The 15,844-nt window shown below is 39.3% G+C and carries 14 protein-coding genes; 9 read left to right on the top strand and 5 right to left on the bottom strand.

Annotation, left to right across the window (positions count from 1 at the left end; translation table 11 throughout):
• The 4 genes from H3T57_RS07105 to H3T57_RS07090 all read left to right on the top strand — a co-directional run bounded on the left by H3T57_RS07105 (nucleotide 1) and on the right by H3T57_RS07090 (nucleotide 4,344).
• The gene (locus H3T57_RS07105; RefSeq protein ID WP_198193659.1) at nucleotides 1-984 is read left to right on the top strand and encodes a sulfate/molybdate ABC transporter ATP-binding protein; all 984 of its coding nucleotides are present in this window, start codon (nucleotides 1-3) and stop codon (nucleotides 982-984) included.
• A 296-nt stretch (nucleotides 985-1,280) separates the two neighbouring features.
• The gene (locus H3T57_RS07100; protein ID WP_198193658.1) at nucleotides 1,281-2,033 is read left to right on the top strand and encodes a phosphoadenylyl-sulfate reductase; all 753 of its coding nucleotides are present in this window, start codon (nucleotides 1,281-1,283) and stop codon (nucleotides 2,031-2,033) included.
• 26 nt (nucleotides 2,034-2,059) lie between these two features.
• Nucleotides 2,060-2,974: a sulfate adenylyltransferase subunit CysD gene (gene cysD, locus H3T57_RS07095; protein WP_110439299.1), complete on the top strand. Its 915-nt coding sequence runs from the start codon at nucleotides 2,060-2,062 to the stop codon at nucleotides 2,972-2,974.
• A 38-nt stretch (nucleotides 2,975-3,012) separates the two neighbouring features.
• A complete protein-coding gene (locus H3T57_RS07090) occupies nucleotides 3,013-4,344 on the top strand; it encodes a sulfate adenylyltransferase subunit 1 (RefSeq protein ID WP_198193657.1) in 1,332 nt (443 codons plus the stop codon).
• A gap of 45 nt (nucleotides 4,345-4,389) precedes the next feature.
• Here the strand turns inward: H3T57_RS07090 and H3T57_RS07085 are convergent, their stop codons facing one another.
• Complete coding sequence (locus H3T57_RS07085; RefSeq protein ID WP_198193656.1) at nucleotides 4,390-5,511, bottom strand: alpha/beta fold hydrolase; 1,122 nt, start codon at nucleotides 5,509-5,511, stop codon at nucleotides 4,390-4,392.
• Nucleotides 5,512-5,577: 66 nt separating this feature from the next.
• Here H3T57_RS07085 and H3T57_RS07080 point away from each other — a divergent pair, with 66 nt between their 5' ends.
• The 3 genes from H3T57_RS07080 to H3T57_RS07070 are packed head-to-tail and all read left to right on the top strand — an operon-like array spanning nucleotide 5,578 to nucleotide 9,179.
• Nucleotides 5,578-5,778 carry a zinc-finger domain-containing protein gene (locus tag H3T57_RS07080; protein WP_155564821.1) on the top strand — a complete coding sequence of 67 codons (201 nt, stop codon included), beginning with the start codon at nucleotides 5,578-5,580 and terminating at the stop codon, nucleotides 5,776-5,778.
• A gap of 8 nt (nucleotides 5,779-5,786) precedes the next feature.
• Nucleotides 5,787-8,567 carry a DNA polymerase I gene (polA, locus tag H3T57_RS07075; RefSeq protein ID WP_198193655.1) on the top strand — a complete coding sequence of 927 codons (2,781 nt, stop codon included), beginning with the start codon at nucleotides 5,787-5,789 and terminating at the stop codon, nucleotides 8,565-8,567.
• A gap of 3 nt (nucleotides 8,568-8,570) precedes the next feature.
• Nucleotides 8,571-9,179 carry an SCO family protein gene (locus H3T57_RS07070; RefSeq protein WP_155568720.1) on the top strand — a complete coding sequence of 203 codons (609 nt, stop codon included), beginning with the start codon at nucleotides 8,571-8,573 and terminating at the stop codon, nucleotides 9,177-9,179.
• Nucleotides 9,180-9,256: 77 nt separating this feature from the next.
• Here H3T57_RS07070 and fghA read toward each other — a convergent pair whose 3' ends face one another.
• The 3 genes from fghA to H3T57_RS07055 form a co-directional block, all read right to left on the bottom strand.
• Nucleotides 9,257-10,093, bottom strand: a complete 837-nt coding sequence (gene fghA, locus H3T57_RS07065; RefSeq protein ID WP_198193654.1) for an S-formylglutathione hydrolase — start codon at nucleotides 10,091-10,093, stop codon at nucleotides 9,257-9,259.
• 27 nt (nucleotides 10,094-10,120) lie between these two features.
• Nucleotides 10,121-11,233, bottom strand: coding sequence for an S-(hydroxymethyl)glutathione dehydrogenase/class III alcohol dehydrogenase (locus tag H3T57_RS07060; RefSeq protein WP_196424072.1), 1,113 nt, complete (start codon nucleotides 11,231-11,233; stop codon nucleotides 10,121-10,123).
• A gap of 404 nt (nucleotides 11,234-11,637) precedes the next feature.
• A complete protein-coding gene (locus H3T57_RS07055) occupies nucleotides 11,638-12,408 on the bottom strand; it encodes an energy transducer TonB (protein WP_198193653.1) in 771 nt (256 codons plus the stop codon).
• A gap of 146 nt (nucleotides 12,409-12,554) precedes the next feature.
• Here H3T57_RS07055 and H3T57_RS07050 point away from each other — a divergent pair, with 146 nt between their 5' ends.
• Together H3T57_RS07050 and H3T57_RS07045 are read left to right on the top strand one after the other, a co-directional pair.
• A complete protein-coding gene (locus H3T57_RS07050) occupies nucleotides 12,555-13,019 on the top strand; it encodes a DUF2946 domain-containing protein (protein ID WP_198193652.1) in 465 nt (154 codons plus the stop codon).
• 74 nt (nucleotides 13,020-13,093) lie between these two features.
• Nucleotides 13,094-15,301 (top strand): TonB-dependent receptor, encoded by a 2,208-nt coding sequence (locus H3T57_RS07045; RefSeq protein ID WP_198193651.1) that lies wholly within the window; start codon nucleotides 13,094-13,096, stop codon nucleotides 15,299-15,301.
• On the opposite strand, the gene H3T57_RS07040 is transcribed toward H3T57_RS07045, so the two are convergent.
• Nucleotides 15,302-15,844, bottom strand: a complete 543-nt coding sequence (locus H3T57_RS07040; RefSeq protein ID WP_155566201.1) for a gluconokinase — start codon at nucleotides 15,842-15,844, stop codon at nucleotides 15,302-15,304. It lies immediately after the preceding gene.

The following is a 15,844-nucleotide window of genomic DNA, read 5'->3' as shown; positions in this document are numbered from 1 at the left end:
ATGGGTATTCAGATATCTCATCTCAATAAATGGTTCAATCATTATCATGCACTCAATGATATAAACCTCACCATTGAAAAAGGTAAGCTTGTTGCACTCCTAGGACCATCGGGATGTGGAAAAACAAGCCTGTTACGAATTATTGCAGGTTTGGAATTGCCCACCTCGGGACACATCTTTTTTGAAAACCAGGATATAAGCAAGGAAGATATTCGTAATCGACATATTGGGTATGTATTCCAGAATTTCGCTTTATTCCCACATATGAAAGTTATTGACAATATTGCGTTTGGTCTACGCATTAAACCAAAAAAATTACGGCTTTCCCCCAAAGAGATCACGAAAAAAGCTCAATTTCTTCTGGAAATGGTACAACTTGAACATGTGGCCAATCATTATCCACATGAACTCTCCGGCGGACAATGCCAAAGAATTGCCCTGGCACGTACCCTAGCCATAAATCCCAAAATTCTATTACTGGATGAACCTTTTTCCGCTCTTGATACAAAGGTCCGAAGAGAATTACGACGTTGGCTAACCCGGTTTCATCAAGAAATTCAACTGACAACCCTTTTTGTAACGCATGATCAGGAGGAGGCCATGGAAATTGCTGATCGTGTTGTCATCATGAATAGGGGTGTCATTGAACAAATTGGCTCCCCGATTGAAATCCTCAATAATCCGGCCAATGATTTTGTCTATAATTTTCTGGGCGATTCGAATAATTTACGCATTGGGGAAAAAAGCTTTAATTTTCGCCCCTATGAAATTGATATACAAATTAACGATATATCCCCTATAGGATACTATCCAGCAGAAGTCATCGATATACGACCCCTTGGTGCTTTAATGAAACTAGTTTTAAAACCTCAACAATGCACCTCTCACATTGAAGCCCAAATTCCAAAAACAATTCCAAAAATTCATAATCTAAAAAAAGGCCAAATTATTTATTTTAAGCCAATTTTAGATTTTGAAATATGAATATATACAAAGAAATTATAAATTTTATATATAAATCAATAAATTACAAATAAGATATACAATATTTTATAGTTATTAATTGACTTTATTTACTTAAATAATACAAATTATATTGCTTAAATTGAAAATATTCTATATTTTACAGTTAATTAAAGTAATTTGAGGAATAGTTTTATCATGGATCAGCCCCCTATTGCAGATTATCCTGTTTAGTCATTAACACCAGAATTTCCAACCGCATCTTTTTCAAATTCCTAATAACAGAATTATTATATCAACTTAGGTAACAGTTTACGATGACACCACTTGAATTCTATTCCAAACATCCAAGCGAGCAATATGAACAGAAGCTGGAACAAACAAGATCATTCCTGCAAAAAATAAATCGGGATTATTCACCATTGGTTCAGGCAACCAGTTTAGGGGTGGAAGATATGGTAATCACAGATCTTATCCATCAGCTTGATTTACCCATTCAGGTTTCCATGCTGGATACACTAAAACTGCATCCTCAAACGCTAGCCTTAAAAAGACAAGCTGAAATTCATTATAGTATAAAAATAAAAAGCTACTATCCAAACAAAAAAACAGTCCAGAATTATGTTCAAAAAAATGGTGAAAAAGCGATTTATCGATCAACTGAGCTTCGTAAAGAATGTTGTCACATCAGAAAACTGGTCCCCCTGACCGACCTTTTACGAAACTATAAAGGTTGGATTACAGGATTACGCAAGGAACAATCAAATTTCCGGGCCAATCTTCAAGCGGTTGAACCTGAAAACAAAGGGAATGATCAACCTGAAGTAAAGCTAAACCCTTTACTTGACTGGACAAATGGAGATGTGTGGTACTACGTTAAAACATATCGCGTTCCCTACAATACGCTTCATGGTCATTTTTTTGTCAGTATTGGCTGCGAACCATGCACTCGCGCCATCACTCTTGGCGAAGATTTCAGAGCTGGACGCTGGTGGTGGGAACATGATGAAGCGAAGGAATGTGGTCTTCATGTGAGTGCACCCATTTCTTTCAACTCTCATCAGTCTTAACATATTTTAATTATGGTCATTTTATCATGAATTTTCTCATATCATCCTCGAACCCTGCCTTAAATGATCTGGAAGAAGAGGCCATATTCATTATGCGTGAAGTGGCTGGTTCCTTCGAAAAACCAGCCCTGTTATTTTCTGGCGGCAAGGATTCATGTATTTTATTAAGGCTGGCTGAAAAAGCCTTTGGGCAGGGACGCTTCCCCTTTCCGCTTCTTATGATCGATACAGGACATAATTTTCCAGAAGTCATCCAATTTCGTGATCAGAGAGCAAAAGAATTAAAGGCAAATTTAATCATTCGATCAGTAGAAGAATCAATGAAACGAGGTACGGTGAGGCTATCTCATCCTTTGGAAAGCCGTAATCCCCATCAATCAGTAACATTGTTGGAGGCTATAGAGGAATTTGGTTTTGATGCATTAATTGGAGGGGCCCGCCGTGACGAAGAAAAGGCCCGTGCCAAGGAAAGAATTTTTTCACACAGGGATTCTTTTGGTCAATGGCAACCCAAAGATCAACGGCCAGAATTATGGAACATATTCAATACCAGAATTCATCCGGGTGAAAATTTCCGTGTTTTTCCAATCTCTAACTGGACGGAATATGATGTATGGCGTTATATCGAACAGGAAAATATTCCCTTACCCAGCCTTTACTACGCTCATCAACGGCAAGTCATTCCCCGCAAAGGGTTGCTTGTTCCTGTAACAGAGGTGACACAGCCTAAACAAGATGAAGAAATTCTTACCAAAACTGTCCGCTTTCGCACGGTCGGTGACATGACCTGTACTTGCCCTATTGAAAGCAATGCAAAAACAGCACGCGATATTGTCAGGGAAACAGCTACCGTCACGATCAGTGAACGTGGTGCAACCCGTATGGATGACCAGACCTCAGAAGCCTCAATGGAAAAACGTAAACTTGAAGGTTATTTCTGATCTCTCTATCCCCGTTTTTATTTCTTAAGGAATGCATCATGATATCTTCTCCCGTAAATTCCACCTCTCATTCACATCATACATTAAAATTCCTGACCGCCGGAAACGTTGACGATGGCAAAAGCACATTAATCGGCCGTTTATTACTCGATAGCAAGGCAATTCTTGCCGATCAACTATCTGGTATACAACAACAGTTTTCGACAGACCGTTCCTATGATCTCGCCCGGCTTACAGATGGATTACAAGCTGAACGAGAACAAGGTATTACAATCGATGTGGCATACCGTTATTTTACCACACCAACTCGTAAATTCATTATCGCGGACGCACCAGGTCATGAACAATACACAAGAAACATGGTAACCGCCGCCAGCAATAGTGACGCTGCCGTCATTTTGGTCGATGCGACAAAATTAAACTGGGAGATGGAAAATGTTGACTTGTTGCCTCAAACCCGTCGACACACATTACTTGCCAACCTATTAAAAGTCCCCTCGCTGCTTTTCGCCATCAATAAACTTGATGCTGTCAAAAATCCTGATATTGCCTTTGTGCATATTAAAAAAGCACTGAAAAAATTCACTCAGGAAGCAAATATACCTGTTACGCACATCATACCCATTTCAGCATTAAAGGGTTATAATATCATCTCCACTATAGCCGATAACGAAAGATATCGCTTATGTGAAAATGTCTATCACGGTCCCTGTCTTTTAGACGCCTTGACCGAACTTCCCTCCCAACAACATATTGTCAAATGTCCTTTATATTTCCCTGTCCAATATGTACAAAAACTATCTGAAACCCAATCCAGCCCCACCCAACATGGTCAAAGAATTTTTTGGGGGAAAATAGCGGCAGGAATTGTCAAGCCAGAAAATGAAATTATTGTGCAACCTTCTGGACTAAAAGCAAAAATTGCTAAGATTTTTGCCGATGCACTACAAAACGAAATACCCTGTGCTGAAGCGGGTAAATCCGTTGGATTAATTCTTGACCGGGAAATAGACATTTCCCGAGGGGACTGGATAACCTCTCCTTCCATATCTCCATTACAAAAAGAGGTCCAAGCCACCCTGGCATGGTTGGATGACGAACCTTTGATTATTGGAAGACTTTATTGGTTGAAACATGGTCACCGCTGGATCAAGGCGAAAATCTCATCGATTCATAATCATCTAAATATACATAATCTGGAAAAAGAACCTGCCAAGGATTTACAGAAAAACAGTATTGGACAAGTTTCCCTAACCTTGCAACAGCCAATTCCGGTTTTACCCTATAATCAGGCAAAAGATGTGGGTGCAGCCATTTTGGTAGATACGGCCACCAATCGGACTGCTGGAGCTGTTCTCCTCCAAGACTAGCCGGCAAGCTGTTATTGCACTATCACCCATAAGATATAGAGACTTTTATTTTTTAATAAAATTATCAACCTGGCTTGGCAAATAAACCGGTATTTTTTCCTTTCCCTCAATCGATAACCATGTGGAGGTTGAAATATCTCCACCTGATGGCAAAAACTGATCCGGACTAAAAATCCAGCTCAGTATATCCTGCACCACAATGTTTCTATTTCTACCACGCAACAATAAATGATATCCTCCAGGAATATAATCCTTTCTTACCCAAGAAGGAAATTGTCGCCAGACCTTTTTCATTGAAGAATCAGGGATGAGCTGATCCATATCACCATATATTACAAGGATTGGAGAATGAATATAAGGAGCAGCCTTTGCAGCCTTGCTCATCAAATTGACCAACCCATACAATGCCTTTACACGGGCTTTGTGCAATGATAACGGATCAAAATACAAACGTAACAGGGATTCATCATTATCACTTGCCCTGATGGTTACCGGGGCGCTTTTTCCACTTAACCGCCAATTCGGGGCGATCGTATTGATCATGCGCAAGATAACATCGGCAACCAGTCCCAGCTGTTTATGACCCCACACGGCTGGGGCCAGTAAAATATAACCATCGACTTTTGGAACATTGGGACGTGAGGCCAAACACATGGCGACAGCCCCCCCCATACTCTCTCCCATCACATACAAGGGTGTATCGGGATATCGAGTTTTTAAAAATGATATTTCCTCTATAATATCGTCAATCATCCGACGGCTACCCGCCCAATTCCCTCTTAACGGTGCTTGTCCAAATCCTCTCTGATCCGGGGAATATAAAGTTACACCTGACTTAACAAAATGATCTGCTGAATCTTCCCACGCATCGCGACTATCATTAAATCCATGTAAAGCCAAGATAATTGCCTTTTGTTGTCTTGCCCGCCATATACGCACGGGAATACGGGCATGATCCGACATTTCCCACCACAAATCAGGAGGAATCAGCTTTTTATAACGTGCATAAGGATCAGAACCGATAGAGGATGTATTCAAAACAGAACTATTCACTTTAACTTCTGCATAGGCTATATTACAATGTTGGGTCAGGAAATAAATTCCGATCAGAAAAAAATAGCAAGCTTTATGTAAATAGACAGAACTTAAACGGTTTAAGAAAAACATATTTGTCCAAGATAAATTTTATTTTTATAAATGACAAGTTCTGAACCACTTAACAAGGGTATATTCATGAATTTAGAAAAAGATTCTACAACAACCTTACCGACGAAACCTATTGAAACCATTTATACTTCCTCCCAAACCGTTGCTTGTGAGGGTAATCACACACTGTTCGGTCATCCACGGGTTTTTCTAAAACTAAAAAACGGACAGGCAACCTGTCCTTATTGCTCAAAATCATTTGTCTACAAACCATCTGAATCAAATTAACATCTTTCATGACTTCATTTTCTGCATCAAATCAAAAACACTTAATCCTCATTGATGGATCCGGGTTTATTTTTCGTGCTTTTCATGCCATTCCCTTAATGACTGATCCATCAGGAACACCTGTCAACGCGGTTTATGGTTTTACTAACATGATGATAAAACTAATCCGTGATCATGTGGCCAGTCATATGGCTGTAATTTTTGATGCAGGAAGAAAAACCTTCAGGAATGAAATCTATCCAGCTTATAAAGCACATAGACCTCCTCCTCCTGAAGAGCTTATTCCCCAGTTTTCACTTGTTCGGGAAGCCTCTGAAATTCTGGGATTACCAACAATTGAAATGTCAGGATGGGAAGCTGATGATCTTATTGCAAGTTACGCAAAAGCAATCGTGGCAGATGGGGGCAAATGTACAATTATTTCTTCCGATAAGGATCTGATGCAATTAATCAACGAACATATTCAAATGCAGGATCCCATCAAGGAAAAAATCATCAAGATTGAAGAGGTACAAGCTAAATTTGGTGTGTCCCCAACAGATATGATTTCCTTACAAGCATTGATGGGAGACCCGGTAGATAATGTCCCTGGAGTTCCTGGCATAGGTCCCAAAACGGCAGCCGCTTTAATTCATGAATATGGACAGTTGGAGGATATCCTTGCTGCCATTCCTACGATGAAGCCCTCCAAACGGCGCGATAATCTTGAAACCAACAAGGAAAATGCACGAATTTCATACCAACTTGTTCAGCTAAAAGATGATATTCCTCTACCCACCCCGATTGATCAGTTAAATTGTTGCAAGGCTGATCCTGAAAAAGTTACCGCATGGCTTCAAAAACATGGATTCCGCTCCATATTAAATCGCTGGACAAAAAATTCTCATAATACAGGCGACATTCCTCATACATCTCGCAGACAGGAAACACAGACCGGTCCCGAACCAAACAAAGCGGTTCTTGCCGCCCCGTATCATCAGTATGAGACCATTCTCAATAACACGCAATTACAGGAATGGATTCACCGAATTCAAACAACCCATTTTTGTGCCGTGGATACTGAAACCGACAACCTTAATGCATTACAGGCAAATCTAATCGGGATTTCCCTAGCTGTAGCCCCGGGTAAAGCCTGTTATATTCCCATCAATCATCAAATAGATGGAGAATTATTAAAACCAGAACAAATTTCATTAAAAAATGTCATTCAGTATCTTGGCCCCATTCTGACAGATCCTTCCATCCTCAAGATTTTTCATAATGCTAAGTATGATTTTCTTGTTTTAGAACATAACGGGTTTCCGCAACCTGCCCCCTATGATGACACAATGATTATTTCTTACAACCTGGCGGCGGGAGAGCACAGACATGGAATGGATGAGCTGGCAAAACGCTATTTGAATCATCAAACAATATCTTATGATGCATTAACCGGAACCGGTCGTAAACGTATCCCTTTTGCGCAAGTTTCAATTGAAGAGGCAACAACCTATGCAGGTGAAGATGCAGATGTCACTTTGCGTTTATGGGAAATATTGCGACCTCAATTAAGAACCGCACATGTTCTAGGTCTTTATGAAGAAATAGAACGCCCCCTAATTCCAATCCTGACCAGGATGGAACAGAATGGAATTATGATTGACGCTTCCCTTCTTCAAAAGCTTTCTACTACTTTCACCGAAAAAATGTCAGAACAAGAAAAAGAAATCTATCATGTTTCCGGTGAAGAATTCAATTTGGCCTCACCAAAACAGCTTGGGGAGATCCTTTTTGACCAGATGAAGTTGCCGGGTGGAAAACGTATGAAATCTGGTACATGGGGAACAGATGTCAAGGTATTACAAGAACTTAGCGATCAGGGTTACGAGATTGCTGAAAAACTGCTGGCTTGGCGACAATTGGCGAAACTTAAATCCACCTATACGGATGCCTTGGTTAAGGAAATAAACCCGGAAACAAAACGTGTACATACCAGCTTTAATATGGTTGGAACCGTTACGGGACGTTTGTCTTCCAATGATCCCAATTTACAAAATATACCTATTCGAACAGAAGAGGGTGGAAAAATCAGGGAAGCATTTATTGCCAAGCCTGGCCATGTTCTTGTTTCCGCAGATTATTCACAAATAGAATTGAGGCTTCTTGCACATGTTGCAAATATTCCCCAATTAAAAGAATCCTTTATTCATAATGAGGATATTCATGCCCGTACTGCCTCAGAGGTCTTTGACGTTTCAATCAATGAAATGCAACCTTTGCTGCGTCGACAGGCCAAAGCCATCAATTTTGGTATTATTTATGGAATTAGTGCCTTTGGGTTAGCCAAACAATTGAATGTTTCATCATCTGATGCCAAACAATATATTGAGACCTATTTTAAACGTTACCCTGAAATAAGGGCATATATGCAAAATACCCAGGAAGAGGCAAAGGAAAAGGGATTTGTTCTAACACCTTTTGGCAGAAAATGCTGGATTGCTGGAATTAAAAATAGCAAAGGTCCACAAAAGGCTTATGCCGAACGCCAAGCCATAAATGCTCCCATTCAGGGGGGCGCCGCCGACATTATAAAATGCGCAATGCGGGATATGGACAAAATCATCACAGAAAAAAAACTCCCCGTAAGCATGTTATTACAAGTTCATGACGAGTTGCTTTTTGAAGTGCGAACAGATTATGCTGAAACATTCGTTAATCTTGTAAAGCAAACAATGGAAAACACTGTTAATCTTTCCATTCCCCTTGTTGTTGAGGCTGGAATAGGTAAAAACTGGGCAGAAGCACATTAAACCATGCCACAGAATCAAAAAAAATCTATTTGGATTATTTCATTCCTATTTATCGCTTTCATTATTGGCATGATGTTCCTCGGGATTAAATTCACTGCCAATCATACAGCCGTTGCGCCTGAAAATTCCAATGTAATCGGAGGGGGTTTTCAACTTATCAGCCCTGCAGGAAGTATCGTCAATGACGGAATATTCAGGGGAAAATGGATGTTGATGTATTTCGGTGCAACACGTTGCCCGCATAATCAATGTCGTAAGGATCTTATAAAAATGGGTGAGATCATTAACCATTTAGAGAATAAAGCATCTCAACTTGTTCCAATTTTCATATCCTTTGATTCTAACTATGATACACCCAGCCGTCTGATGTTAAGCATGAAAACCTATAATGATAAAATTATAGCCCTGACCGGTGGTGAACTGGCGCTTCGTGATATTTCAATTCTTTATCATGTTTCCATCAAAAAAGCGCCAATCAATAGTGATATAAGTCTTGTTGAACCTTATGATCAGTTCATTCTCATGGATCCAGAGGGAAAATATAGAACCTCCATTCAAACAGGAACAGAAACGCATCAGATTGTAGAGACCCTTGAATCAATAATCCATTAAATATAGTTTATACAAACTGTCCTCATTTCAAAAAGCGTGAAACTGCATAAATTCTTGATATGATTATTCACATATATTTACTTTAAATATCTATAATGAAATAACAAATGATCACGGATAAAACTTGAAACAAAAAAATAGCTGTGGTCATAATCTTTCTGCCATCGCAATTGAAACGGCCAATTCTTTTTGAGGGCAACAGTTTCCAAAATTTCTGGTTGTAACTGTTTTAATAAAAATTCATCCGTTGTTCCCTGATCAATCAATATGGGAAAGGGTTGATCAATATAATGTTCCATTAGAAAACAGCTATCATAGACTTGCCAAGTTTCCTTGCCATCTCCAAGATAATGACAAAATGCCTTCCGCCCGAACGGCACCTGCATTGGATTAACAATTGGTGCAAAAGCCGAAACCGAACAAAATCGACCAGGATGTTTTAGGGCAAACATCAAAGCACCATGACCACCCATTGAATGTCCAGCAATAGATTGCCTGCCATTCGATTTAAATTGTCGCTTGATCAATTTGGGAAGCTCAATGGAAATATAATCAAACATTTGATAATTTTGTTTCCAGGGTTCTTGTGTCGCATTAACATAAAAACTCGCTCCCTGTCCCAGATCATAAGAAGGCGCGTCAGGAATTATATCACCTCGGGGACTTGTATCAGGGACAACCAGTATAATTCCCAATTCTGCAGCATATTTTTGCGCCCCTGCCTTAGTCACAAAATTCTGGTCATTACAAGTTAAACCGGAAAGCCAGTATAATATAGGTAAAGTTGTATTCCTGTAATCAGGTGGCAAGTAAACTGAATAACTCATTTCGCAGCCCAGTGTGACTGACCAGTGTCTAAACCGTTTTTGCTGTCCACCAAAAGATTGATGAGTTTCCAATTCAACATATTTCATAATATTTCCTGTCAAACCTATCTGAAACTAGTAATGTAAAACAGTTCGAATAGCTTTTCCCTGATGCAATAAATCAAAAGCCCTATTAATCTCATCAAATGCCAAGTCTTGTGTTATAAAATCCTCCAAAACAAATTTGCCTTGCAGATAATCATTTACAATAACAGGCAATTGTGAACGCCCCTTAACCCCACCAAATGCGGATCCTCGCCATACGCGGCCAGTCACCAACTGAAAAGGACGGGTGGAAATTTCCTCACCTGCCCCGGCAACACCAATGATAACAGATTCTCCCCAACCTTTATGACAACATTCAAGAGCAGAACGCATTACCTGAACGTTTCCTATACATTCAAATGAAAAATCTACTCCACCTTTTGTTTTTTCAATTACAACTTCCTGTATTGAGGCGGAATAATCTTTAGGATTTATAAAATCGGTAGCACCTAACTTCCTAGCCAATTTAAATTTTTCTGAATCAATATCAATTGCGACAATGCGACCTGCACCCGCCATATGGGCTCCCATAATGACCGACAAGCCAATCGCACCCAACCCAAAAACTGCAACACTATCACCTTTTTGTACTTTTGCCGTATTTTTTACAGCTCCCATACCAGTTGTGATTCCACAACCCAATAAACATACTTTTTCCAAAGGTGCCTGTTTACTGATTTTTGCTACGGAAATCTCCGGAACAACCGTATATTCGGAAAATGTAGATGTTCCCATATAATGATAGATAGGTTCGCCGTCTTTAAAAAAACGGTTCGTACCATCAGGCATCAACCCTTGACCTTGAGTGACACGAATAGCCTGACAGAGATTGGTTTTACCAGAACGACAATATTCACATGTTCCACATTCCGGAGTATATAAGGGTATAACATGATCACCAACAGAAACACTTGTTACCCCTTCACCAACAGCCTGTATAATTCCCGCCCCTTCATGACCCAATATTGCAGGAAATATACCTTCAGGATCTTTTCCTGAAAGCGTGTATGCATCTGTATGACATACGCTGGTTGCAATTATCTTTATTAAAACTTCCCCTTTTTGTGGCGGCATTAAATCAACTGTCTCAATTGAAAGGGGCTGATTGGCTCTCCATGCAACAGCAGCCTTCGTTTTTATCATCTCCATCTATGATCACTCTTCTGATACAAAAATTAATTTATTCAATTAAATATTAAAACCCAGGATTTTATAAACCAAACAAACAGTTTCAAAGTAAAGATTATATCTATGAAATGGAATTTCATGACTCAATTCAAATTAAAATAATTTAATATAGTCTTCTGGTCCCAAAATTTTGAAAATAATCAATCCATAAACCCCAAACAGGCATTGATAGAATTTTCTTTCTTGATATATTCTTACTTCAGATAATCTTCCCGAAAAAGTATTTTTAATTTAAACGTGTTTCAATTTTAAAAATAAAATGGCAATAATCAAATAAACTATATAATATAAAAACATATATATCGGCTGAACCAATCATAAATAATATTCAATTATACATGAATACTACTTATATATTTTTAGTTGTGTCTTAACTCAAAATGAACCGTGGTTGTTGTCTGAACAAGCGTATCATTATCTTTCAGTGCACTGCATTTTATTTGTTGGACTGCCTCGATTGCAGCCCGATCCAAATCAACAAAACCACTTGTCTCAACAATTTTTACCTGACCAACCTGTCCATTTGACAAAATTTGCAATGCAACCTTTGCAACACCTTGTTCATGTCTTCTACGGGCAGCCAAGGGATAAGTGCTTTTTGGTGATGAGCAGCGTTGCAATGGAAAATTGTGGCTAACTAAAGGTATTGATGATTTGGCTTTTTGTTCCATTCCCCTATCTTGCCTTTTCTGCTGTCCCATTGCTGATTGAGCAGCTATTTTATTTTTGGAAATGTTGCGATTACTCGATTGATCCTGAGTGGTTGGCACTGAAATTTTTTGCAATGCGTTCATGGCAGGCAAAGCATTGACAGGACTTCTGGCCACGGGGATGGTTACTGCCTTCAGATCATCCGTTTTATTTTCTGCAATTGCATCCAATAAGGAAAGAGATTTCATCCCTTCTTGAAATTGAACCACAACCATTGAAGAGAGTGGGAAAACTTCTTTCTTTACATGTAAACAAAAAAACATTAGCAGGAAAACAATTATATTAAATAGAACAGCAACCGTACAGGCCAGCTCTATCCCTACTGAATTGACATGTTCGGAAAAAACCAACGTCCTTTTTGGAAATGATGATAAAATCGTTTTCTGATTCAGAGAAGGACAGATAGGTTCCTGTTTCATAATCCTTGATGCCATATTTGCTCAAATATATTAGAGGTAAAGAGCCTTTATTCTATTCTATCTATAAAACAAAACATTCAAATACTAAAAAGAAATTTGACTTTATTCTTAATTTTAATCAAATAAATAATAATGATCTTCAATACTTGACCAAGGCATTAATGATTTTATCCTCTACAACAAATATATGGGTAAAAAAAAATAAAGATTCTTATCCTGTATCTTTATATTCTGTTATTATTGTCCTGTTTCTGTTTATAAGTCATTTAATTCTTTTACCTTTTACATTTACCTCGCTTTGGCATTGTCCAATGATGCAAAATCAGCATGCATCCATGTCAATGACGATGTGTGACACTGCCACTTTCTCCCACTCTAAGATAAGCAAAAAAACGGATCAACATTCCAAACACAATCAACAACATCATGGAATCTTTGTTTGTCCCCTCTGTAATGGATTGGCTGTTCCAAGCCCCTTGTTAAATTTATTACTTATCTTTCCCCAATTGACAATTATTCATCTTTTTTTGAAACGCAAGGTTTATCAGGCTCAACCTCCCCCGATATTACCCTTGAATACGCAGCTACCCCGTGCACCACCCCTTTATTAACACTGATAGTTCTAATGGTCATACAGATATTATGACCAAATTATTCCTTTGTCATTATTATATCAGGTTAATCTATGTCTTATCGATGGCATTGTTCATGTAAATTTTACCTTTTTTTATTATTGTGTTCTCTTTACCCCTATAATGGAAAAGCACAAAAAAACATTACACAAAATAAAACCTCTCTTTCAAGAACCAATACCACTGCACCAGTTCCAGAAATACATATTGAATCAGAAGACATCCCAGACTTTTCCACAAATCCACCCAATTCAATTTTTTTAAAAAAGGATAAATTAAAGGATATTGTGAATAACAGTCCAAACCCAATGGATCTTTTCAAAAATCAAATGGGTATCAGCCAATATGGTGCGGGTCGTATTGCCTCTTTACCCGTAATTAACGGAATGGCGGATGATCGGGTGGCCACGTTCATTGATGGTATGCGTATCAATGGGGATTGTCCAAACCATATGAATCCTGCCATTTCCTATCTTAATCCCCATGATGTTGCAACAGCCAAAATCATGGCCGGTATCACACCCGTAAGTATGGGAGGGGACAGCCTGGCCGGATCAATTGATATCCAACGAAAAGATCCTCTTTTTGCAGAAAAAAACAAAAAAATTCTCATCAAAGGAGAAGCTTCAAGCTTTTATCATAGTAATGGTTCAGGCGTAGGAACGGCAGGAAACATTACTGTTGCCAATAAACATTTAAGTCTCCGCTATAACGGGTCATGGTCTCAATCCCGCAATTATCATGCAGGCAGCGGAGGTGGAAAAGTGTATTCTTCTGCTTATAAAACATTCAATCATGATGTGACCCTAGGTTATAAAAAGGATAACTATTTATTCTCTTTGACCTATGGACAATCTGACACACCCTATGAAGGTTTTCCCAATCAATATATGGATATGACCAATAATCGCTCCATTTTTGTCAATGGAAAATATAAGGGTGACTTCGATTGGGGAACAATTGAAGCAAGAGGCTATTGGCAACGTGTCACCCATGCCATGAATATGCTCAGCAATAAAGGCGGCCATTCCGCCACGAAAGGAATGCCCATGAACATTGATGGTCGTACAGCTGGATATAATGTTAAGGCAACGGTATTCATAGATAATCATAACACGTTACGGATTGGCAGCTCTTTCGATCATTCAGGTTTAAATGACTGGTGGCCCCCCCTACAAAAAAACATGATGATGGGACCTCATACCTATCACAATATCAATAATGGCCATCGGGATCGATTGGGAAATTTTGCTGAATGGGAAGCCCAATGGACCCCAAAAGTCACAACCCTTCTCGGTTTTCGAAATGATCTGGTCATGATGAATACAGGGAGAATATCTGGATACCAGGGCATCAATGGAATGAATGCCGAGGAACGGAAAGCCATTCATAATTTCAATACTGCAAACCGTGGCCATACCGATACCAATTTTGATGTTACAGCCATGGCACGATGGACAGTCAATAAATCCTTTACCTGGGAAGGTGGGTATGCCCGGAAAAGCCGTTCTCCAAATTTATATGAACGTTATACATGGGGCACATCTCCAATGGCCATGCGCATGATTGGCTGGTTTGGTGATGGAAATGGTTATATCGGCAATCTCAACCTCAAACCGGAAGTAGGCAATACCGTCAGCACAACCTTTGACTTTCACGATCCACACCAGGATATATGGGAGGTCAAGGTTCAACCCTTCTATACCTATATTCACCATTACATCAACGTTAATTACCTTGGGAGTATGCGAACACGTCAAAATACAACTGTCTCAAAATTGCAGTTTGACAATCATAACGCCCAAATCTATGGAATTAACACAGCTGAATCCTATAAATTATGGAACAATAAGAAATATGGTCAAGGCATATTGAAAGGAAATATCAACTGGGTTATGGGTCAAGATCGAACCAATCACAACAGCCTTTATCACATGATGCCATTAAATGGAACGTTAAGCCTTAATGAATATTTTGGTCCATGGGCTGGCAGGATCGAGGCAAATTTCGTCAATACAAAAAGTCAGATTGACCCTATGCGTCGTGAACCGAAAACACCTGGGTATGTTTTGTTCAATATCGGGGGGAGTTATACATGGCGTATGCTTCGCCTGGACGCAAGCATAGAAAATATTGCCAACAAAAAATATTATCTTCCTTTGGGGGGAATGTCCTTAGGGGATTTAATCACAACTAACGAATTGCGTGCCCTGCCAGGTCTGGGTCGTTCTTTTAATATCGCCCTGACTGCCAGCTTTTAACTAAAGTTGCTGTAATTTCATTAGTGTATCTCGAATAACCGTTTCAAGCGGATGGGACATGTCAATTTCTATATGAGGTTCATCCACCTGGAGCGGTTCAAAGCTTTTCAGCTGTGTATCCAGTAAACTTGCGGGCATAAAATGCCCTTCACGTTTTTCAATACGATGAAGGAGAACATCATATGGAACTTTTAAATTTACAAAATAGAAAGGTTTCCCAATGCCCTTGCGCAAAAAATCACGATAGGATCTTTTTAGGGCAGAACATGTTAACACCCCTTTCCCACCATGTTCTTCCGCACATGCCTCCAACCATGCATGACATTTTTCCAGCCATGGCCAACGATCGCTATCTGTTAGGGGTTTGCCTTCTGACATTTTCTGGATATTATGTTGTGAATGAAAAGAGTCCCCTTCCTGAAAAGGCCAGTCAAGATACTGATCCAAACCTTTTGCCAATGTCGTTTTTCCACATCCCGAAACACCCATTATCACCAATAAACAAGGCCTAATCTGTACATTATCATTCGTGGACAAAGACAT

This window comes from Commensalibacter sp. W6292M3, from assembly GCF_016101315.1.
Classification (GTDB): Bacteria; Pseudomonadota; Alphaproteobacteria; order Acetobacterales; family Acetobacteraceae; genus Commensalibacter; species Commensalibacter melissae.
This window is presented reverse-complemented; position numbering and strand designations above follow the sequence as displayed.

What these genes read in the sequence shown, in the direction of transcription:
- H3T57_RS07105 (WP_198193659.1), top strand. Translation starts at nt 1, where the DNA reads ATGGGTATTCAGATATCTCATCTCAATAAATGGTTCAATCATTATCAT.
- H3T57_RS07100 (WP_198193658.1), top strand. Translation starts at nt 1,281, where the DNA reads ATGACACCACTTGAATTCTATTCCAAACATCCAAGCGAGCAATATGAA.
- cysD (WP_110439299.1), top strand. Translation starts at nt 2,060, where the DNA reads ATGAATTTTCTCATATCATCCTCGAACCCTGCCTTAAATGATCTGGAA.
- H3T57_RS07090 (WP_198193657.1), top strand. Translation starts at nt 3,013, where the DNA reads ATGATATCTTCTCCCGTAAATTCCACCTCTCATTCACATCATACATTA.
- H3T57_RS07085 (WP_198193656.1), bottom strand. Translation starts at nt 5,511, where the DNA reads ATGTTTTTCTTAAACCGTTTAAGTTCTGTCTATTTACATAAAGCTTGC.
- H3T57_RS07080 (WP_155564821.1), top strand. Translation starts at nt 5,578, where the DNA reads ATGAATTTAGAAAAAGATTCTACAACAACCTTACCGACGAAACCTATT.
- polA (WP_198193655.1), top strand. Translation starts at nt 5,787, where the DNA reads ATGACTTCATTTTCTGCATCAAATCAAAAACACTTAATCCTCATTGAT.
- H3T57_RS07070 (WP_155568720.1), top strand. Translation starts at nt 8,571, where the DNA reads ATGCCACAGAATCAAAAAAAATCTATTTGGATTATTTCATTCCTATTT.
- fghA (WP_198193654.1), bottom strand. Translation starts at nt 10,093, where the DNA reads ATGAAATATGTTGAATTGGAAACTCATCAATCTTTTGGTGGACAGCAA.
- H3T57_RS07060 (WP_196424072.1), bottom strand. Translation starts at nt 11,233, where the DNA reads ATGATAAAAACGAAGGCTGCTGTTGCATGGAGAGCCAATCAGCCCCTT.
- H3T57_RS07055 (WP_198193653.1), bottom strand. Translation starts at nt 12,408, where the DNA reads ATGAAACAGGAACCTATCTGTCCTTCTCTGAATCAGAAAACGATTTTA.
- H3T57_RS07045 (WP_198193651.1), top strand. Translation starts at nt 13,094, where the DNA reads ATGTCTTATCGATGGCATTGTTCATGTAAATTTTACCTTTTTTTATTA.
- H3T57_RS07040 (WP_155566201.1), bottom strand. Translation starts at nt 15,844, where the DNA reads ATGTCTTTGTCCACGAATGATAATGTACAGATTAGGCCTTGTTTATTG.